Raw genomic sequence first — 19,883 nt, forward strand, 5'->3', positions numbered from 1 at the left:
AGGATATATGGAAAAACTGGGAAGAAATGACATGTGCTGGTGCGGCAGCGGTAAGAAGTACAAGAACTGTCACATGGCACTCGATGAAAAGATCCATCATTACGCATTGCAGGGGCATATCGTCCCGACACACGATATCCTGAAAACACCGGAACAGATCCAGGGAATCCGTGACAGCAGTGTGATCAATATTGCAGTACTGGATGAAGTGGCGAAGATGATAAAGCCGGGTGTCAGCACAGAAGAGATCGACAGACTGGTCTATGATGTGACAACAAGGATGGGCGGTATTCCCGCGCCTTTGAATTATGAAGGCTTTCCGAAGAGTGTCTGCACATCTATTGATGAAGTGGTATGTCACGGAATCCCCTCCCCTGATAGGATCCTGAAGGAGGGGGAGATCGTCAACGTAGATGTTTCTACCATATATAAAGGTTACTTCTCCGATTCCTCCAGAATGTTCTGCATTGGAGAGGTCAGTGAGGAAAAGAAAAAGCTGGTGCAGGTAACGAAGGAGTGCGTGGAGCTTGGCCTTGAACAGGTAAAGCCCTGGAACTTCCTTGGAGACATGGCTCAGGTGATCAATGACCATGCAAAGGCAAATGGCTACAGCGTGGTGGTAGACATCGGTGGACATGGCGTTGGACTTGAATTCCATGAGGAGCCCTTTGTCAGCTATGTTACCAGGAAGGGTACAGAAATGCTGATGGTTCCCGGTATGGTATTTACCATTGAGCCTATGGTCAATATGGGAACCTGTGAGGTTTGTGTAGATGATAAAGATGGCTGGACTGTCTATACAGAAGACGGCAAGCCGTCAGCCCAGTGGGAGATTACGGTTGCTGTTACAGAAACTGGGCATGAAGTACTAACCTATTAATTGAAATCCGCTTGCCAACCCCTGTGAAAACGTGATACTATAAATATAGTAACGGACTGCGCAACTGGCGGAAGACAGGAGTCAAAAACTGTTGTGAGAGTACTCACGGGAAGCGTGGTAATAAATAAAATGCCGACCGCCTGGGCGAACACTTTTGAAGTGCCGCTCAGGCGGTTCTTTCATTACCATGCATGTGAAAATGATCATGCAGACCATTTGAAACTCAAAACAAGGAGGATAACCATGAAACAACTGTCACTGAAGGAAGAATTACAGAACAATGCATATCCCGGCAGAGGCATCGTGATCGGGAAATCAGCCAATGGCAGATATGCAGTCACAGCCTATTTTATCATGGGAAGAAGCACCAACAGCAGGAACAGGGTTTTTGTTGAGGACGGAGAAGGCATCCGTACACAGGCATTTGACCCATCCAAGCTGGAGGATCCCAGTCTGATCATCTATGCGCCAGTCAGAGTACTCGGGAATAAGACGATTGTAACAAACGGAGACCAGACAGATACCATTTATGAAGGAATGGATAAGCAGCTTACCTTTGAGCAGTCCTTAAGGAGCAGGGAATTCGAGCCGGACGGTCCTAATTATACCCCTCGTATTTCCGGCATCATTCACATTGAGAACGGCGGCTACAACTATGCGATGTCCATTTTGAAGAGCAACAACGGTAATTCGGACAGCTGTAACAGATATACCTTTGCCTATGAGAATCCGGCAGCAGGAGAGGGACATTTTATCCATACCTATATGCATGATGGCAATCCCCTTCCCAGCTTTGAAGGAGAACCAAAGCTGGTAGCAATCCCGGATGATATGGATGCTTTCACAGATATGCTATGGGAGAGCCTGAATGAGGACAACAAGGTATCCCTGTTTGTCCGTTATATCGAGATTGAGACCGGCAGATATACCACCAGAATCATGAACAAAAATAAATAGAGAGCTGTCTTACGAAGGGAGAAATACGATGAAAGAAATTCAGTTAAAATATGGATGCAACCCGAATCAGAAGCCGTCCCGTATCTTCATGGAGGATGGCAGTGAGCTTCCGGTTACCGTTTTAAACGGCAGACCCGGCTACATCAACTTTCTGGATGCCTTTAACGGCTGGCAGCTTGTAAAGGAACTGAAGGCAGCCACAGGACTTCCGGCAGCTACTTCCTTTAAGCATGTATCTCCTGCAGGGGCAGCAGTAGGACTTCCGCTGTCAGACACTCTTGCAAAGATCTACTGGGTGGATGACCTTGGAGAGCTTTCTCCCCTTGCCTGTGCATATGCGAGAGCAAGAGGTGCAGACCGTATGAGCTCCTTTGGTGATTTCATCGCACTGTCAGATGTCTGTGATGTGGACACGGCAAGGCTGATCAAGAGAGAGGTATCAGACGGTGTGATCGCACCGGGATATACAGAGGAAGCACTGGAGCTGTTAAAGGCCAAGAAAAAGGGTGCTTACAATGTGATCCAGATCGATGAATCCTATGTGCCTGCACCAATCGAACGCAAACAGGTATATGGCATCACCTTTGAACAGGGAAGAAATGAACTGGTGATCAACGAAGAGCTGTTCTCCAATATCGTAACGAAGAATAAAGAGCTTCCTGAGCAGGCAGTGATCGATATGAAGATTGCCCTGATCACACTGAAATATACACAGTCCAATTCTGTATGCTATGTAAAGGACGGACAGGCCATTGGCATCGGTGCGGGACAGCAGTCCAGGATCCATTGTACCAGGCTGGCAGGCCAGAAGGCAGACAACTGGTTCCTGCGTCAGTCGCCCCAGGTTATGAACCTTAAGTTTGTGGACGGTCTTGGCAGGGCAGACAGAGATAATGCGATTGATGTTTACATGGGTGATGAATGTATGGATGTCCTTGCAGAGGGAGCATGGCAGCGTGTATTCAAGGAGAAGCCTGAAGAGTTTACCAGAGAGGAAAAGAGAGCATGGCTTGACAGTCTCACCGGTGTAACGGTTGGCTCAGATGCATTCTTTCCTTTCTCTGACAATGTGGAGCGTGCCCATAAGAGCGGCGTGAAATACATTGTACAGCCTGGCGGCTCCGTCAGGGATGATGCAGTGATCGAATGCTGCGACAAGTATGATATGGTGATGGCATTTACCGGTATCCGCCTGTTCCACCATTAAAAATAAAATGTATTGGGAAAGGGGTTTCCTTATGCTTGATGTAGTAATTATCGGTGCGGGCGTCAGCGGCTGCGCCATTGCAAGAGAGCTTTCCAGAGAAAGGCTGCAGATCGCAGTGCTGGAAAAGAGTACAGATGTATGCGAAGGTACTTCCAAGGCGAACAGTGGTATCGCCCATGCCGGCTTTGATGCTAAGCCGGGAACACTGATGGCAAGGCTTAACCTTAAGGGAAGCGAAATGATGGAAAAGCTCTCCAAGGAGCTGGATTTTCCTTATAAGAAAAACGGATCGCTTGTTCTTTGCTTTGATGAAAAGGATATGGATAAGCTGGAGGAGCTGAAAGAGCGTGGAGAAAAGAACGGGGTGCGTGAGATCTCCATTCTGAATCAGGAAGAGCTCCGGAAGCTGGAACCGGAGGTGGGAGAGGGTGCCGTGGCAGCGCTGTATGCGCCTACAGGTGCGATCATCTGTCCCTTTGGCCTTACTATTGCGCTGGCGGAGAATGCGGCGGTGAACGGTGCAGAGTTCCATTTCGGAGCAGAAGTAACAGGAATCAAAAAGACAGAAAATGGTTACCTTGTCAGCACCACAAAGGGCGGTTTTGAGACAAAGACAGTTATCAATGCCGCCGGTGTATATGCTGACAGGATTCATAATATGGTCTGCTCCGAGGAGGACAGACTTACGATCACACCGAGAAAGGGTGAGTACCAGCTTTTCGATAAGAAGGTAGGAAATCTGGTATCCCATACGCTGTTCCAGCTCCCTACAGTGCTTGGCAAGGGTGTTCTCGTAACCCCTACAGTACACGGCAATCTTCTGATCGGTCCTACTGCAGAGGATATTCCTGATAAGGACGGAACGGACACGACAGCGGAAGGACTTTCTGATATCATGCAGAAGGCATCCTTAAGTGTGAAAAAGATCCCGGCAGGAGCTGTGATCACATCCTTTGCAGGACTTCGTGCCCATGGGGATCGGGGTGACTTTATTATCGGTGAAGTGAAGGGAGCAGAAGGCTTCTTTGATGTGGCTGGTATGGAATCACCGGGACTTACCTGTGCACCGGCAGTCGGCGAATATGTGGCAGCACTTGTGAAGGATAAGCTGCATCCGGAGAAAAAGGAGCATTTTATCAGTACCAGAAAGGGAATTCCCAGTATGGCACTGGCAGATGAATCAAGGAAAGAGAAGCTGATCCGTCAGAATCCGGCTTATGCCAATGTGATCTGCCGCTGTGAAATGGTGACAGAGGGTGAAATCCTGGATGCAATCCACAGACCTCTTGGCGCTACCACCACAGATGGCATCAAGAGAAGAACAAGGGCAGGCATGGGAAGGTGCCAGGCAGGCTTCTGTCTGCCAAAGACCATAGAGATCCTGGCAAGAGAGCTTCAGGTGCCTGTCAGCGAGATCCTGAAGAATGAGGCAGGCTCTTCCTATCTGCTTCCGGATGAAGAGACAGAGAAAGGCACAGATGCCGGAAAGGGAGGCTGCAGATGAAGAAGGATTTATTGATCATCGGGGGCGGCCCGGCAGGTATGGCTGCTGCTGTTGCCGCATATGACAAGGGCATTACGGATATCCTGATCCTGGAGAGAGACAGGGAACTTGGTGGTATTCTGAATCAGTGCATCCACAATGGATTTGGACTTCATACCTTTTCGGAAGAGCTGACAGGACCGGAGTATGCGGCGCGGTATGAAGAGATGGTATATGAAAGAAGGATCCCTTACCTGCTTGATACCATGGTAGTGAATGTGCAGGGCGGAGATCCCTGCCGGGTAACTGCCATGAACAGCATACAGGGACTGTTTACACTGGAAGCGAAGGCTGTGGTACTTGCCATGGGCTGCCGAGAGAGACCGAGGGGTGCCATGAACATACCGGGTTACCGTCCTTCCGGCATTTATTCCGCAGGAACAGCGCAGCGCTTTGTGAACCGGGAAGGCAGACTTCCGGGCAGGGAAGTCGTGATCCTGGGATCCGGTGATATCGGCCTTATCATGGCGAGAAGAATGCATCTGCAGGGTGCCAGGGTAAAGCTGGTTGCAGAGATCATGCCGTATTCCGGAGGACTTAGGAGAAATATTGTGCAGTGTCTGGACGACTTTGGCATTCCGTTAAAGCTCAGCCATACAGTAACGGAGATCCATGGAAAAGAAAGAGTGACCGGTGTTACGGTATCCAAAGTAGATGAAAATTTAAAGCCCATTCCGGGCAGTGAAGAATATGTTTCCTGTGATACTGTCCTTCTTTCCTGCGGTCTGATCCCTGAGAATGAGCTGTCAGAGGGAGCAGGGGCGGAAATGGATCCTGTGACAAAGGGACCTGTGGTCAATGCCGGTCTGATGACGACAGCAGAGGGTATTTTTGCCTGCGGCAATGTACTGCATGTGCATGATCTGGTGGATAACGTATCCAAAGAGGCAGAGCAGGCAGGATTTCATGCGGCAGAATATATCCGGAATAAGCCGGAGGGCTTTGGCAGGGCAGTCCGGCCGAAGATCCCTGAGAAGTCGAAGAGTGTGATCCCGGAGGGAAGAGATGCCAGTAAGACACTGATCTGTATCGGCTGTCCGAAGGGATGCATGATCACAGTAGACAAGGAGGAAGACGACAGTCTTGTCATTACGGGAAACAGCTGCAGGATCGGTGAAAACTACGCCAGAAATGAAATGACAGCACCGAAGAGGAGTCTGACCAGCATGATTCGGGTAGAGAAGGGATGTGACCCGGTGGTACCGGTGAAGACCAGGGATGAAATCCCTAAAGATAAGATCGAAGACTGCATGGAGATCATAAGAAATACTACGGTTACGGCACCTGTGAAGCTCGGAGAGGTTCTGATCAGGAATGCTGCAGGTACGGGGGTAGATATTGTAGCGACCGCAACCGTTATAGACAGATAAAAGAGAGGGTATGCTTATGGAGAAATATATCATGGCACTGGATCAGGGTACAACCAGCTCAAGATGTATCCTGTTCGACAAGGGGGGAAACATCTGCAGCATGGCGCAGAAGGAGTTTACCCAGATTTATCCAAAGCCCGGCTGGGTAGAGCATAATCCGGTAGAAATCTGGTCTTCGCAGCTCGCTGTCCTGACAGAAGCCATGGCGATGGCAGGGGCAGATGGGGAGGATATCTGCGGAATTGGTATCACCAACCAGAGAGAAACGACGATCGTCTGGGATAAGGAGACGGGAGAGCCGGTTTACAATGCTATTGTCTGGCAGTGCCGGAGGACAGCACCAAAGATCGATGAACTGGTGGCGGCAGGCTATGGAGAGATGATCAGGGAACGCACAGGTCTTGTACCGGATGCTTATTTCAGCGGCACGAAGATTGCCTGGATCCTGGACAATGTACCGGGTGCAAGAGAAAGAGCCGAAAAGGGAGAGCTTCTTTTTGGAACGGTGGATTCCTGGTTGATCTACAATCTGACCAAGGGTAAGGTGCATGTGACCGATTACACCAACGCATCAAGAACCATGATCTTTGATATACATAAGCTGTGCTGGGATCAGGAGCTGCTTTCCTTATTGAAGATACCGGAATGTATGCTTCCGGAGGTGAAGCCCTCCAGCTATATCTATGGGTATACGGACGCATCCGTGACCGGCAGTGAGATCCCGATTGGCGGAATTGCAGGAGATCAGCAGGCTGCATTATTCGGTCAGTGCTGCTTTGAAGCAGGACAGGTGAAGAATACCTACGGAACAGGCTGCTTTCTTCTGATGAATACGGGAGAACAGGCGATCGCTTCCGGGCATGGGCTTCTGACAACCATAGCAGCAAGCTGCACAGAAAAAGTGGAATATGCCCTTGAAGGCAGCGTGTTTGTGGCGGGCGCTGCGATCCAGTGGCTGAGGGATGGCATGCGTATGGTGAAAAGTGCATCCCAGACCAGTGAATATGCAGAAAGAGTACCGGATACGACAGGTGTTTATATTGTACCTGCTTTCGCGGGAATGGGAACCCCCTACTGGGATCCTTATGCCAGGGGAACGATCGTTGGTATTACCAGAGGCTGTGAAAAGGAGCACTTTATCCGTGCGGCGCTGGAATCCATTGCCTACCAGACGGTGGATGTGCTCCGGGCGATGGAGGAGGATGCTCAGGTAAATATTAAAGGACTTAAGGTAGACGGTGGTGCCAGTGCCAATGATTTTCTGATGCAGTTTCAGGCAGATATTCTTGGCGGTAAGGTTTACAGACCTGAGTGCATCGAAACTACAGCACTTGGTGCGGCATATCTTGCTGGCCTTGCCACAGGCTATTATAAGAGCCGGGAGGAGATCAGCGAAAACTGGAGGCTTTCCAGAGAGTTTGGCAGCGAAATGACAGAAGCTGACAGAGAAAAACTTCTGAAAGGGTGGAAAAGGGCAGTCCGGTGTGCCCTTGCCTTTGCAGCGGAGGAATCCAGATAATCAGGGAGGGATCATTTTTTGGAAATACAGGAAATTAAGGAAGAACTAAAAGACTCATTACAGAAGATACTGGCATATGCAGACTGTGATAAAAAGCTGGAGGAGGCATTTGCCAAAAGCCTTATCAGCTATAAGAGACTTTCACAGAAGAGCAGCAGTGATGATGCTGCCAGGATACTGCGGCATGAACTGACGGGATTGTTTTACAAGCTGTACGAAAAGGTGTTTGGGACTTTCGTAAAGACAGGAAAGCTTCCTGTCGTGATCCGGATGTTCCTGGAATTCGGATATGTGGATGAAGAGCTGGCAGGGATGGAAAATGCAGTTTATCTTTATCAGCTTGTAGAACAGCTTCCAACGAATCCGGGAGAGGGCGTATATTCTCTGTTTCAGTGGCTGGTGGCAGTTTATGCCGGCAAGAAGGAGCCAAGCCGGAATGAGCTGGATATGGATTACCGGGAATATTTAAGAGAAGAGAAAAGGATGAGACGGATTTCTCCGGAGGAGGAAGAAGCACTTCTGAAAAACAATCTGTCCCGTGTGAATTTTGAGATCAGAAATATGTTCATATCAGTGAATAAGATCACCTTCGGACAGCCGACTACCTTCTGTCCTGTATTTTCGAAGCATACGGTATTGAAGAGCTTAAGCAGCAGCCTGGTGACAGCTGAAAAGGTAAAAGCAATACTCGATAAGATAAGAAGTATTGATTTCGGCGTATTTTACAGGGACACACTTTACAGCAACCCGGATCGTGGACTGAATGGTCTTATGATCAAAACAGAGGTGCTGCCGGATGTGATCCTTCTTCCCAATGTAGGAAGCCGTGGTGTTATGTGGCAGGAGATCGAGGGAAGAAAGAGAGATACACCGGGACGTTTGATGTGTTCTATGTTCCATGTGGAAGATCTGGAAAAGACATTTATGGAGCTTGCGGGCGATTTCAGGTGGGAAATGTGCAAGCGTATTCAGGGGGGAAGATGGAATGACCTTTCAGAACCTTCCCTTACCAGTGAATATTGTGATTATGTGCAGTTCTTTAAAAGGAACCGGGAGCTGTCCAGTGATACGAAGGAAAAGATCAAAATGCAGATGGGGCGTGCCAGAAATAATTACCGGCAGATGTTTGTAGGTGATTATGTACAGTGGCTCCGATATGAGAGTACCGGCTCACCGAGATTGAATAAAGTAGTACGTCAGATCCTTGCGGTATATTGTCCATTCAGTGCAGCTGTCAGGAATAAGGTGGCAGTGAATCCTCTTTTTAAAGAGCCGATTGAAAAATATACGATCATTCATTCCAAAGAGGTTCATAAGATTACACTTCTTTGCAAAAAGATGGAAACAACAGGAGGTGTTCCTGCAGAACTGGCAGAATATCTGCGGTATCTGGAGGGCTGACAGGATATCTGCATTTCCTGGAGCGATGGGAGAATGCTATGAAAGAGAAATTTACGGCTGTCAGGAAGCTGACAGATAACAGATTCCTGAATTTATATGAAATGGATGCACTTGACCAGAAGGGACAGCCTTTTTCCTATTATTTCGCATCCAGGAACCCGGAGGATCAGCTTCCGCTAAAGACAGGAGAGGTCCCGAAAAACGGAATTGTGATCTATGCACTTCTGAAGGAGGATCCGTCAAGGCTTGTAATGATCAGACAGTACCGGTATCCACTGAATGATTATCTATATGAACTTCCGGCAGGTCTGATCGATCCAGGGGAAACACCAGGGGAAGCGGCTGCAAGAGAAATGAAAGAGGAAACAGGGCTTAGCTTTATACCGGCAGAAGGTGTCGATCCCGGATTTACAAAACCATATTTTCTTGGAGCCGGACTTACGGATGAAACAAGTACATCTGTATTTGGCTATGCAGATGGGGGCATTTCCACGGCTTTTGCAGAAAGTACGGAAACGATAGAAGTGCTGACAGTTGATAAGAAAGAAGCTGTGCGGATCCTGAGGGAAGAGAAGGTTTCCCTCAGGGCAGCCTTTCTGCTGATCATGTTTTTACAGCAGTGGGAAGAAGATCCTTTTGCTTTCCTGAAAAATGTCACAGGATGATAACGTATCGCCTGCGGCATTTTTGTTGTAAACAGCAATTTTTCTGCTCTGCTGGCGAAAAATGACGTTTTTGCAGCCTGCCTTAAAATGTCTTAAAAGTGGGAAAATTAACATTGAAAAGACATTGATCTGATTGACATTACTAAAAATTACCTTATAATTTAGTTAAATGGTTTTTGCGTAAAATGAAATTTGGAGGTTTTATGGCAGCAGTTTTTTTGGAAGAAGAAAAGATATTTAAGCTTGATACGAGAAATACAACTTATGTTATTGCAGTAGTAGATGACGAGCAGTTTTTAGGACATGTTTATTACGGAAAGAAGCTGAAGGAAGTCCATTTAGACGGTCTGCTCCGTATCCATGAGAACCCTTTTGTCCCTTCAAGGAACAACAGGGACAGGGTATCCTTCCTTGACAGCTTCCCGATGGAATATCCGGCACACGGACTTGGTGATTACAGAGAAAGCTGCATCAATATCCGCACAGAGAAAGGAAATGTGGGACTTGCCCTTTCTTACGTGTCACATAAGATCACGGAGGGAAAAGATGGACTTGAAGGTCTGCCGGCATCCTTTGGAAAAGCAGGAGAGTGTGAGACTCTTAAGATCCTTTGCGAGGATAAGGTAACAGGACTTCAGGTGATTCTGCAGTATGGTATTTTTGATGAAGCAGATGTAATCACAAGAAGTGTAAAGGTAGTGAACACAGGTAAGGAAAATCTTTATCTGACCAAGGTATATTCTGCCTGCCTTGATATGGATAATAAAGATTTTGAAGCGATTTCCCTGCATGGTTCCTGGGCAAGAGAGAGACAGATAGAGACAGTACCGGTAAGTCATGGCAAATACAGTGTGGAGTCCATACGTGGAGAGTCCAGCCATCAGGATCATCCGTTCCTGGCACTGAAGACGAAGAATGCCGATCAGGAAAATGGTGAAGTATATGCCATGCATTTTGTATATTCCGGCAATTTCAAGGCACAGGTACAGTCTGATCAGTTTGATCAGGTACGTATGACCATGGGAATCCATCCGGAAGATTTTACCTGGAAGCTGAAAGAGGGAGAATCCTTCCAGGCACCGGAGACCGTGCTTGTCTATTCTGCGCAGGGACTTGGACAGATGACGAGGATCTTCCATGATTTCTACAGAAATCATCTGATCCGCAGTGAGTACAAGAATCAGAAGAGACCTATCCTGATCAACAACTGGGAAGCTACTTATTTTGATTTTGATACAGACAAGCTGATCGCTATTGCAAAGCAGGCGTCAGCCCTTGGCATTGAGATGCTTGTTATGGATGATGGATGGTTTGGAAACCGCTATGATGACAACAGAGCGCTTGGCGACTGGTTTGTCAATGAAGAGAAGCTGAAGGGCGGACTGGAATATCTGGTTGACGAGGTCAATAAGCTTGGCATGAAGTTCGGTATCTGGTTTGAGCCTGAAATGATTTCCCCGGATTCTGACCTTTATCGCGCACATCCTGATTATGCCATTGCGATCCCAGGCAGGGAGCCCAGCCTCTGCAGAAATCAGTACGTGCTGGATCTGACCAGAAAGGAAGTCAGGGATTATGCTTATGAGTGCGTAGCGAAGATCCTTCGCAGCGCCAATATTGAATATGTAAAGTGGGATATGAACAGACAGCTTTCAGACATCGGTTCCCTTGAGCTTCCAGCAGATCAGATGGGTGAGCTGTATCACCGTTATGTACTGGCTGTTTATGAAATGCAGGAGAGAATGATGACAGAGTTCCCACACCTTCTTCTGGAGAACTGCTCCGGCGGCGGTGCAAGATTTGATCCGGGTATGCTGTATTACAGCCCGCAGATCTGGTGTTCTGATGATACCGATGCGATTGAAAGACTGAAGATCCAGGAAGGTACGGCACTGATCTATCCATTGTCCACAATGGGAGCACATGTTTCTGACTGCCCGAACCATACAGTAGGCAGAGTGACTCCTTTTGAAACAAGAGGGTATGTGGCACTGGCAGGAACCTTTGGCTATGAGCTGGATGTAACGAAAATCCCGGAGAGCGACAGGGAGCAGATCCCCGCACAGGTTGCCATGTATCATAAATATAATGATCTGGTAAGGGAAGGAGATTATTACAGGATCGCTTCCTATGCGGAGGATCATTATTTTGACTGCTATGGCGTTGTCAGCAAGGATAAGAAAGAAGCGCTGTATACCTATGTACAGGTACTGAATCGTCCCAACTATCACAGCAGAAGGATCTATCTGAAGGGACTGGCAGCAGAGAAGTACTATGCGATTGAAGGAGAAGATGGGACATGGTCAGGAGAACAGCTGATGAATGCCGGACTTCTGGTGCAGAATCCCTTTGGTGACTTTAAAGGAAAATTAATTCACCTGACAGAGGTGTAAACATAGAACAAACGGAAAGGAACAGATAAAAGATGGCATCAGAATATATCAATCAGTGGATCAGGATAGAGGAAGACGGGATCTATCTGGTATTTGGAGTGACAAAGGAAAATCAGCTGAAGTTATTTCATTTTTCAGCAAAGCCTCTTTCTGAACAGGAAGAAAAGAAACTGACAGAGAATGAAACATTTTTGCGGGAGGGTTTCCAGCTGGTACAGGTCAACTTCTCAGGCTATAACAGACCTTATGAAAAGCATGGCAACAAGCATATCGTAACAGCACCTGGTTATATGCTCACTTTCGTGGATATGAAAGATGAGCGCAACGAGACAGGAAGAGTGCTGACATTTATCCAGAAGGATGAGGAAACCGGAGCCAGGGTAGTGACAATCTGGCAGTTTTATCAGGGAACCACTACGATCAGGATGCAGAGTGAGGTGACCAATGAAGGAACTGAGGTGCAGACGCTGGAGTACATTTCGTCTTTCTATTATCTTGGCATCGAAAAAGAGGGAGAGATGAGCTCCGATGACAAGATGCAGCTCACCTTTGCACATAACGGCTGGCAGAAGGAAATGAATTTCCATACCTACAGCTTCCCGGCACTGGGGCTTCCACAGACTCAGCCTACGGTGTATCAGAGGACGTCAAAGACGATCGAACTGACCAATACAGGAAACTGGTCGACTAAGGAATATCTTCCAATGGGCTATCTGTCCAATGAGGAAGCAGATACTGCCATTTACTGGCAGATCGAGCATAATGGTTCCTGGCATGCAGAGATTAGTGATCAGAATGATCATTTTTATCTGGCGCTGAGCGGTCCGACCGAGGTACAGTCCCACTGGTTCCAGAATTTAAAGCCCGGTGAAAGCTTTACGACCGTGCCGGTGGCAGTTGGTGTATCAGATGCTGATTTTGCGAAGGCCATGGGGCAGCTTACGAAGTATCGCCGTATGATCCGCAGAGTAAATAAGGATGATGAGAATCTGCCTGTTATCTTTAATGATTATATGAACTGCCTTTTCGGAGATCCGACCACAGAAAAGGAGCTGCCTCTGATTGATGCGGCAGCAGAGGCGGGTTGTGAGTATTATGTTATTGATGCCGGCTGGTATGCACCGGGACTCTGGTGGGACAGCGTTGGCGAATGGCAGGAATCCAGAGAACGTTTCCCGGGCGGAATCAAAGAAGTAACTGATTATATCCGCGGCAAGGGAATGGTTCCCGGTGTCTGGCTTGAGCTGGAGGTTATGGGTATCAACTGCGAGAAGGCAAAGAATGCTCCTGATGACTGGTTCTTCATCCGTCATGGAAAGAGAGTCTTTGACAGAAGCAGGTATCAGCTCGATTTCCGTAACCCTGCTGTCATTGATCATGTCAATGAAGTAATAGACAGGGTTGTCAATGAGTACGGAGTGGGGTATATTAAAATGGATTACAATATCGAGCCCGGTATTGGTACAGAGCTTGACGCGGATAGTGTGGGAGCAGGACTCCTTGCCCATGAAAGAGCATATCTTGCCTGGCTTGACAGTGTATTTAAGAAATACCCTGATCTCGTGATTGAAAACTGTTCCAGCGGTGGTCTGCGTATTGACTATGCGCTGCTGTCCAGATACAGCATCCAGTCCACAAGCGATCAGGAGGACTATCAGAACTATGCTTCTATTGCAGTCAATGCACCGGCTGGTCTGACACCGGAGCAGGCGGCGGTATGGTCTTATCCGCAGAGAAACGGTGACGAAGAAGAAACCATCTTCAACATGGTTAATGCCATGCTTCTGCGTATCCATCAGAGCGGCCATCTGGCGGAGCTTTCTCCGGAGAGAGTGGCACTGGTGAAGGAAGGAATTTCCTATTACAAGGAAATCCGCAGTGATATTAAGAAGGCACTTCCTGACTGGCCGATCGGTCTTGCTGATACAAGATCTACTTTCCTGTGCAGTGCACTGAAGACAGAGAACAAGGCTTACCTTGCTGTATTCAGAAGAGATAAGGATGAAGAGGATGACAGAACCATGGTAAGAATCCCTCTGGCACATCTGTTTGAAGGCGAAAAGAAGCTCAGTGTAAAGCTGGCTTATCCACAGGAAGCCATGAAAGAAAATGTGGAGTATACTTATGAAGCCGACAGAAAGGTTCTGGCAGTTGACTTTAAGAAGAAAGTAATGGCCAGGATATTTGAAGTAACGGCCGAATAAAACGTGTAAGAATCCGGAAAGTCTTACATATATGTGGAGGGGAACATGGCGAAGGCAGTAAGACTTGCCGATATAGCAAAGATTTTAAATGTAAGTACAGTAACCGTCTCCAAGGCGCTTTCTGATCAGAAAGGCGTCAGCGAAGAGATGAGAGATAAGATCAAGCAGCTGGCGGAGGAAATGGGATATCAGTCTCCGTCAGAAGCAAGAAGAATGAAGGAACGCAAAAGCTACAATATCGGAATCATTATTTCTGACAGATATCTTGATCAGTATGAATCCTTTTACTGGAAAATGTACCGCGCAGTAGCGACCAAAGCAATCAGTAAAGAGTGCTTTACCATGCTGGAGGTACTCAGTGCGGAGGCAGAACAGGAGCGCAGGGAGCTCCCAAGGCTTCTTCAGGAGAACAAAGTGCAGGGAGTGATCATCATTGGTCTTCTGAAAGAGGATTATCTGAATATGTTGATCCGTGACGCACAGGTTCCTATGCTTTTTCTGGATTTTTATGATAAGGGACATGACTGTGACTGCGTGGTGACAGATAATTTTTACGGAATGTACAAGGTGACGGATTATCTGTTTGAGATGGGGCATAAGGATATTGCCTATGTGGGAACGCTTCTTTATACGGGAAGCATCACAGACCGCTATTTTGGTTATGCAAAAGCACTTCTTGAGCATGGACAGCAGGTGAGAGAGGACTGGGTGATCGAGGACAGGAATCTTTCTGATGGACAGAGAGGTGATGATTTTGAGTTCAGACTTCCGGAGCAGATGCCGACAGCATTTGTCTGCAACTGCGATCTGACAGCGGGGATTCTGATCAATGTGCTTGAGAAAAAAGGCTACCGGGTACCGGAGGATATTTCTGTTGCGGGATTTGATAATTTTATCCATCCAGGGATCTGCAATGTGGAGATCACGTCCTATGAAGTAGATATCAAGGAGATGGCAAGAAAAGCGATCAATACCCTGATCAAAAAGATGAACGGGGAAAGCTATAAGCAGGGGATCACTGTAGTAGACGGACATATGGTGGTCAAAAGCAGTGTCAAAAGAATTTAAGGTATCATGCCGGTCTGACGATAAACAAGAGGAGTCAGACCAGTATATTTTTTGAAAAGAGAAATAAAGTGGTTTGTGTTGTCAATACCGACAGCACTTCCAACTTCGTGGATTTTTAAAGAGGTGGTGAGCAGCAGATGCTTTGCCACCTTTATTCGTTTCTGATTCAGATACTGGAGGGGAGTCTCGCCAAAGGCAGTACCAAATTCACGGCAAAAGCGGTATTTACTTACATGAAAGCGCATGGCAAGCTCATCGAGGGAATAATTCTCCTCAAAATGATGATCAAACAGTATCCTGGCTTCCGCAAGATAGGAAGGCAGCAGAGGCTGGGGATCCTGATTGGCATGTCTAATAATACCTGCGACCAGAATATCTGTCAGCAAAGCATGGGAAAGCAGAGAACTCTGGTCAGAGGAAATAGCTGATGGAAGCTTCTGCAGATGCAGGGCAGTGTCTGAAAAGGGAGGTACATCCATGACAACAGGCTCCTGATCCTTTGACAGCAGTCCTGCGTAGCTTTTCAGGGAAGAGCCGGAGATCAGATACAGGGAAAATGCCCAGGGAGACAGGGCAGCATCCAGACGGAAACGTTTTTCACAGCTGCAGAAGACCATTGTGTTTTTAGTCAGGGTAAATACCTGGCTGCCAAACAGGAGCTTGCCACAGCCCTTACTGGTATAGAGCAGAAGATAACAGGAAAGAGGGGCTGCTTCATGGAACCAGGGAGCGTTGGCCTGACAGCTGCCGCTAGACAGAACATGCAGGAAAGGATTCTGCATTTCGACAGTGGAAGCGGCGGCAGCTATGGCATCTTTAAAAACGGAGGTTATCATTTCCATGGTTCTGTTCCTTTCTGAAGCCTGTGCCGGCTTTTCTTTGCATGATCCTGAGTGTAGCTGAGGTAATTTCATTGTATTATATTTTAGGAAAAGCTGCAAATAACAATCACACGCAATGAGTCTGAAAACAAGACAATTAAGTTAACATAAATTTACCTAAAAAACAAGCTAATAAATAAAATTTAAGCAATAATAAATCCACTTCAACGAAAATGTTTTCGTGAAAATAGATAAAAATACTAGGTTAAATTTGGTGAAAAAGAAGAAATAAACAATGTGTGCAATAATATAATATAAAAAACAACAATGAGTGATGATTAAAAAGTTAAATTAAATATAATTAAAATTAACCTACAAAATTAAGTTAAATGTTAAATCTGAATAACTTATAAGAAAAGGTTTATAAAAAAGGAGGATATTTTATTATGAAGCTGAGAAAAGCATTAGCACTTGGACTTGCAGCAGCCATGACTGTTTCCATGATCGGCTGCGGAAGCACAGCAGACACATCAACTGATACTGCTGACACAACAGAAGCTGCCGAAGAAACGACAGAAGCTGCTGATACTACAGAAGAAAGCACAGAAAGTGCAGACGCAACAACAGATGGCGTTCCCGGATATCTGGATATCAATCTTGATGATTACACAGATCTGACCGCTTCCATCAAGTTCCTTCACTGCAGAACTGACCGTGAGGAAGATGGTTCCATGGCAGAGATGATCGCTAAGTTTAATGAGAAGTTCCCTAACATTGAAGTTAAGACTGAGGGTGTTACAGATTATGCTGAGGATGCACTTCTTCGTCTGTCCCAGGGTAACTGGGGTGATGTTATGTGGATCCCTGCAGTTGATAAGAAGGATCTTTCTTCCTACTTCATGCCTCTTGGTTCAACAGAAGAAATGAGCAAGGCCCTGAACTTTGTTGATCAATGGTCATACGATGGAATTTCCTATGGTATTCCTGTATGGGGAAATGCACAGGGTGTTGTTTACAATAAGGCAGTATTTGAAGCAGCTGGCATTACAGAGCTTCCTACAACTCCTACAGAGTTCCTTGAAGACCTTCAGCTGATCAAAGACAATACAGATGCTATTCCGCTGTATACCAACTATGCAGCAGGATGGACAATGGGTGCATGGGATGCTTACATCGGTATTGTTTCTAACGGAGATGCTACATATATGAACCAGAAGTTTGTTCATACAGCAAATCCCTTTGATGATCCTGGTGATGATACCGGTATCTACAACCTGTACAGAATTCTCTATGATGCAGTTGCTAATGGCCTGACCGAAGATGATTATACAACAACTGACTGGGAAGGCAGCAAAGGTATGATCAACAATGGTCAGATCGGTGCTATGGTTCTTGGCTCATGGGCATATTCACAGATGGTTGAAGCTGGTGATCACGGTGATGACATCGGTTACATGCCCTTCCCTATGACTGTTGGAGGAACACAGTACGCACTTGCTGGCGGTGATTATAATTACGCAGTAAATATCAACTCTTCCGATGAGAACAAGACCGCTTCTCTCGTATTCATCAAGTGGATGCTTGAGGAATCCGGATGGTCTGTAAGGGAAGGCTGCTACTCAACAGTGATCGGTGGCGAGAACCCCGATATGTACTCTGCATTTGATGGCTGTGAGATGCTTTCTGATGAAGCTGCTATTGCAGGTGAAGAGGATTTCTTAAATGAAATGAATGCTGAATCCGAGCTGTCCTTCAATGCAGGTGGTAACGCTAAGGTTCAGAGCATTGTAGAAGCAGCAGCAACCGGCAGCAAGTCTCTTGACGATATCATGGCTGACTGGACAACTGCATGGAATGATGCGCAGGATGAACTGGAGATCGAAGTTTTATACTAATCAGAAATCCTGAAAGAAATTAAGTGATATTGTGAGCCGGGGAGGGAGTTTCTCCCTGGCTCTAAATGCGTCAGAGGACGTGCATTATCGTCGGGAGGAAAATTATATGGCAATGTCAAAGACGGTTGCCCCTTTAAAGAAAAGAACCTTTTTAGAATGGGCAAGAAGCAGAGATGGACAGAAGGTTTTTGTTATGATCGCATTTATGGTCATTCCTCTTGTTCTTCTGTTTACCTTTACCTACCTGCCTTTTGCAGAAATGTTTGGCTTCAGCTTTTATAAGATGAAGTATGTAGGTGAAAGAAAATTTGTAGGATTAAAGAATTATATTAAAGTGTTTGAGAGAGACGATTGTTTCGGAGCGTTAAAGCTGAGCCTTTATTATATGGCCGGTTCAATCGTGCAGCTGGCACTTTCCCTTTATCTGGCTACCGTACTCAGTTTTAAGGTAAAGGGCGGGAATATCTTCAAGGGATTCATGTTTTTCCCTTATTTGATCAATGGTATTGCAGTAGGCTTTATTTTTAAGTTTTTCTACACCAGGGGCTTTGTGTTCGATACTGTGCTTCAGTGGTGTGGCTTTCAGCTTGACAATCTTCCGTATTGGTTAAAAGACCAGAGTATCAATAATATTTCTCTGGTGGCTACTTCTGTATGGCGTTATTTCGGACAGAACATGGTGCTCTTTATCGGTGCGATCATGTCTGTGGATTCTGAGCTTTATGAAGCGGCAATGCTGGACGGTGCAAATAAATTCCAACAGTTCATTTATATTATCTTACCAAGTATCAAGACGATCATTACCTTAAATGTGATCCTGTCCATTACCGGATCCTTAAGTGCATTTGAGCCGCCTTATGTTATCACAGACGGTGCCAACGGAACGGGAACCTATTTTGTGGTCATGCACGAGATCGCACATACCCAGCAGAAGGTAGGTCTGGCATCTGCCATGGCGATCATCCTGCTATTGATCATTTTCGTAGCAACGATCCTGCAGAAGCTGTTCTTTAAGTATGTATTTAAGAATGCAGAGGACGAGGATATCAATGCAGCGGTAAGAAGAGAAAAGAAGCTGGCAAGGGCTGCAGCTAGAAAGGCAGGTAGATAAGCATGAGCTTTCGCAAAATTATACTTCATGTTCTGACAGCATTAAAGTATTTATCACTGGTATTCTTTTCCTTTGTTGCGATACTGCCGATCATATCCTGTGTTGTCACTGCTTTTAAGACAGATGCAGAGTACCAGAGTACCAATGTTATGACCATGCCGGAAAGCTGGCTCTATTTTAAGAATTTCGTTTATGCATTCGAAAATGCGCATATGGGTAAGGCATTTATCAATTCTACTATTATCCTGGTCTGTGTGCTGATAGTGTCTACGCTGGTGGGTACACAGCTTGCTTATGTGCTGAACCGTTTCAAGTTTCCGGGCAATAACCTGATCCGTAATCTGTTCCTGTTTGCCACACTGCTTCCCGGTGTTGCGATGCAGATCTCGGTTTATGAAATAATGACGAAATTAGGCTTTATTAATTCCCTGCTTGGTTATATCATTATGATGTGTGGTACTGATGTTATTTCCATTTATATTTACATCCAGTTTTTTGAAAATATTGATTATTCACTGGATGAATCAGGAATTATGGACGGAGCATCCTACTTCACGATTTTCTACAGGATACTGCTTCCTCTTTTAAAGCCTGCAATTGTAACCTCCTGTATTCTGAAGGGTGTTGGCACTTATAATGAATATTACAATGCCAATCTTTACCTGCAGGACAAGAAGCTGCTGCCAACCGTGGCTACCTCCCTGTATACCTTCGTAGGACCCCAGGGAAGCAAGTACAACCTGATCTGCGCGGGTGTTATCATTTCCCTACTTCCGGCACTCCTGGTATTTATTACCTGCCAGAAACAGATATACAGCGGACTGACTGCAGGTGCAGTCAAGGGCTAAG

15 protein-coding genes and 1 riboswitch are annotated in these 19,883 nt (G+C 46.4%); of the genes, 14 read left to right on the forward strand and 1 reads right to left on the reverse strand.

Annotated features, from left to right (window positions below; genetic code table 11):
• The first annotated feature begins 7 nt into the window (after positions 1-7).
• The 11 genes from WJQ40_RS00470 to WJQ40_RS00520 all read left to right on the forward strand — a co-directional run bounded on the left by WJQ40_RS00470 (position 8) and on the right by WJQ40_RS00520 (position 15,207).
• Positions 8-880, forward strand: coding sequence for a methionyl aminopeptidase (locus WJQ40_RS00470; protein ID WP_337537539.1), 873 nt, complete (start codon positions 8-10; stop codon positions 878-880).
• 50 nt (positions 881-930) lie between these two features.
• A riboswitch (ZMP/ZTP riboswitch) is annotated at positions 931-1,033 on the forward strand.
• Positions 1,034-1,123: 90 nt separating this feature from the next.
• Positions 1,124-1,837 carry an IMP cyclohydrolase gene (locus tag WJQ40_RS00475; RefSeq protein ID WP_337537540.1) on the forward strand — a complete coding sequence of 238 codons (714 nt, stop codon included), beginning with the start codon at positions 1,124-1,126 and terminating at the stop codon, positions 1,835-1,837.
• 28 nt (positions 1,838-1,865) lie between these two features.
• Complete coding sequence (locus tag WJQ40_RS00480; RefSeq protein WP_337537541.1) at positions 1,866-3,044, forward strand: phosphoribosylaminoimidazolecarboxamide formyltransferase; 1,179 nt, start codon at positions 1,866-1,868, stop codon at positions 3,042-3,044.
• 31 nt (positions 3,045-3,075) lie between these two features.
• Entirely contained in the window at positions 3,076-4,548 is a 1,473-nt protein-coding gene (locus WJQ40_RS00485) for an NAD(P)/FAD-dependent oxidoreductase (protein WP_337537542.1), read from the forward strand.
• Positions 4,545-5,957: an FAD-dependent oxidoreductase gene (locus WJQ40_RS00490; protein WP_337537543.1), complete on the forward strand. Its 1,413-nt coding sequence runs from the start codon at positions 4,545-4,547 to the stop codon at positions 5,955-5,957. The genes WJQ40_RS00485 and WJQ40_RS00490 overlap by 4 nt, the downstream gene beginning before the upstream one ends.
• Positions 5,958-5,973: 16 nt before the next feature.
• The gene (glpK, locus tag WJQ40_RS00495; protein ID WP_337537544.1) at positions 5,974-7,476 is read left to right on the forward strand and encodes a glycerol kinase GlpK; all 1,503 of its coding nucleotides are present in this window, start codon (positions 5,974-5,976) and stop codon (positions 7,474-7,476) included.
• Positions 7,477-7,494: 18 nt separating this feature from the next.
• Positions 7,495-8,877 (forward strand): hypothetical protein, encoded by a 1,383-nt coding sequence (locus WJQ40_RS00500; RefSeq protein WP_337537545.1) that lies wholly within the window; start codon positions 7,495-7,497, stop codon positions 8,875-8,877.
• A 38-nt stretch (positions 8,878-8,915) separates the two neighbouring features.
• Entirely contained in the window at positions 8,916-9,542 is a 627-nt protein-coding gene (locus tag WJQ40_RS00505; RefSeq protein WP_262572628.1) for an NUDIX hydrolase, read from the forward strand.
• Positions 9,543-9,745: 203 nt separating this feature from the next.
• A complete protein-coding gene (locus tag WJQ40_RS00510; protein ID WP_337537546.1) occupies positions 9,746-11,935 on the forward strand; it encodes an alpha-galactosidase in 2,190 nt (729 codons plus the stop codon).
• 32 nt (positions 11,936-11,967) lie between these two features.
• Entirely contained in the window at positions 11,968-14,139 is a 2,172-nt protein-coding gene (locus WJQ40_RS00515) for a glycoside hydrolase family 36 protein (protein ID WP_337537547.1), read from the forward strand.
• Positions 14,140-14,184: 45 nt separating this feature from the next.
• The gene (locus WJQ40_RS00520; protein ID WP_337537548.1) at positions 14,185-15,207 is read left to right on the forward strand and encodes a substrate-binding domain-containing protein; all 1,023 of its coding nucleotides are present in this window, start codon (positions 14,185-14,187) and stop codon (positions 15,205-15,207) included.
• Here the strand turns inward: WJQ40_RS00520 and WJQ40_RS00525 are convergent.
• The gene (locus WJQ40_RS00525) at positions 15,204-16,049 is read right to left on the reverse strand and encodes an AraC family transcriptional regulator (protein ID WP_337404826.1); all 846 of its coding nucleotides are present in this window, start codon (positions 16,047-16,049) and stop codon (positions 15,204-15,206) included. The genes WJQ40_RS00520 and WJQ40_RS00525 overlap by 4 nt on opposite strands.
• A 425-nt stretch (positions 16,050-16,474) precedes the next feature.
• Here WJQ40_RS00525 and WJQ40_RS00530 point away from each other — a divergent pair, with 425 nt between their 5' ends.
• From WJQ40_RS00530 to WJQ40_RS00540, 3 genes are all read left to right on the forward strand, one after another.
• The gene (locus WJQ40_RS00530; protein WP_337537549.1) at positions 16,475-17,923 is read left to right on the forward strand and encodes an extracellular solute-binding protein; all 1,449 of its coding nucleotides are present in this window, start codon (positions 16,475-16,477) and stop codon (positions 17,921-17,923) included.
• Between the two features lie 112 nt (positions 17,924-18,035).
• On the forward strand, positions 18,036-19,034 hold the full coding sequence (locus tag WJQ40_RS00535; protein ID WP_262572761.1) for a sugar ABC transporter permease: 999 nt from the start codon (positions 18,036-18,038) through the stop codon (positions 19,032-19,034).
• A 2-nt stretch (positions 19,035-19,036) separates the two neighbouring features.
• Positions 19,037-19,882, forward strand: a complete 846-nt coding sequence (locus tag WJQ40_RS00540; RefSeq protein ID WP_118797214.1) for a carbohydrate ABC transporter permease — start codon at positions 19,037-19,039, stop codon at positions 19,880-19,882.
• The last annotated feature ends 1 nt before the right edge of the window (position 19,883 follow it).

It is taken from the genome of Suilimivivens sp., assembly GCF_037359455.1.
In the GTDB taxonomy this organism is placed as follows: domain Bacteria; phylum Bacillota; class Clostridia; order Lachnospirales; family Lachnospiraceae; genus Suilimivivens; species Suilimivivens aceti.

Excerpts from the sequence above, each read along its gene's own strand:
- WJQ40_RS00525 (WP_337404826.1), bottom strand. The coding sequence starts at position 16,049 with ATGGAAATGATAACCTCCGTTTTTAAAGATGCCATAGCTGCCGCCGCT.
- WJQ40_RS00485 (WP_337537542.1), top strand. The coding sequence starts at position 3,076 with ATGCTTGATGTAGTAATTATCGGTGCGGGCGTCAGCGGCTGCGCCATT.
- WJQ40_RS00475 (WP_337537540.1), top strand. The coding sequence starts at position 1,124 with ATGAAACAACTGTCACTGAAGGAAGAATTACAGAACAATGCATATCCC.
- glpK (WP_337537544.1), top strand. The coding sequence starts at position 5,974 with ATGGAGAAATATATCATGGCACTGGATCAGGGTACAACCAGCTCAAGA.
- WJQ40_RS00540 (WP_118797214.1), top strand. The coding sequence starts at position 19,037 with ATGAGCTTTCGCAAAATTATACTTCATGTTCTGACAGCATTAAAGTAT.
- WJQ40_RS00535 (WP_262572761.1), top strand. The coding sequence starts at position 18,036 with ATGTCAAAGACGGTTGCCCCTTTAAAGAAAAGAACCTTTTTAGAATGG.
- WJQ40_RS00520 (WP_337537548.1), top strand. The coding sequence starts at position 14,185 with ATGGCGAAGGCAGTAAGACTTGCCGATATAGCAAAGATTTTAAATGTA.
- WJQ40_RS00505 (WP_262572628.1), top strand. The coding sequence starts at position 8,916 with ATGAAAGAGAAATTTACGGCTGTCAGGAAGCTGACAGATAACAGATTC.
- WJQ40_RS00530 (WP_337537549.1), top strand. The coding sequence starts at position 16,475 with ATGAAGCTGAGAAAAGCATTAGCACTTGGACTTGCAGCAGCCATGACT.
- WJQ40_RS00515 (WP_337537547.1), top strand. The coding sequence starts at position 11,968 with ATGGCATCAGAATATATCAATCAGTGGATCAGGATAGAGGAAGACGGG.
- WJQ40_RS00510 (WP_337537546.1), top strand. The coding sequence starts at position 9,746 with ATGGCAGCAGTTTTTTTGGAAGAAGAAAAGATATTTAAGCTTGATACG.
- WJQ40_RS00480 (WP_337537541.1), top strand. The coding sequence starts at position 1,866 with ATGAAAGAAATTCAGTTAAAATATGGATGCAACCCGAATCAGAAGCCG.
- WJQ40_RS00470 (WP_337537539.1), top strand. The coding sequence starts at position 8 with ATGGAAAAACTGGGAAGAAATGACATGTGCTGGTGCGGCAGCGGTAAG.
- WJQ40_RS00490 (WP_337537543.1), top strand. The coding sequence starts at position 4,545 with ATGAAGAAGGATTTATTGATCATCGGGGGCGGCCCGGCAGGTATGGCT.